This window comes from Chromohalobacter sp. HP20-39 (assembly GCF_033052815.1).
GTDB lineage: Bacteria > Pseudomonadota > Gammaproteobacteria > Pseudomonadales > Halomonadaceae > Chromohalobacter.
Genome location: NZ_JAWHTP010000628.1, coordinates 1 through 276 on the forward strand (window position 1 = coordinate 1; position 276 = coordinate 276).

The 276-nt window shown below is 76.4% G+C and carries 1 protein-coding gene; it reads right to left on the reverse strand.

Annotation, left to right across the window (positions count from 1 at the left end; translation table 11 throughout):
• Positions 1 to 276, reverse strand: a 276-nt coding sequence (locus RVY79_RS19470) for a D-alanyl-D-alanine carboxypeptidase (RefSeq protein WP_317466221.1), incomplete at both ends; no start/stop codon positions are given.

Sequence of the window (276 nt, forward strand, 5' to 3'; positions counted from 1 at the left end):
GCTCGGTCACGCCCAGCCGCTTGAGGCCGGCCCAGAGCCGCTCGGGCGTCAGCCGCGGGTCGCCGCTGCCCTGCAGCGATAGGCCGCCGTCCTCGGTCAGCCAGACCGGCGTCTGCCACTGCCAGGCCGGGCCCAGGGTGTCCAGCGCGGCCATCGCGGTGACGAGCTTGGTTAGCGAGGCCGGGTTCATCGCGCTGTCGGCCCGCCAGGCCAGCCGCGGGCGCGCGTCGTCGAGGGCCTGCACGACGAGGCCGAGCGAGCCGGCGTCGACCTGGG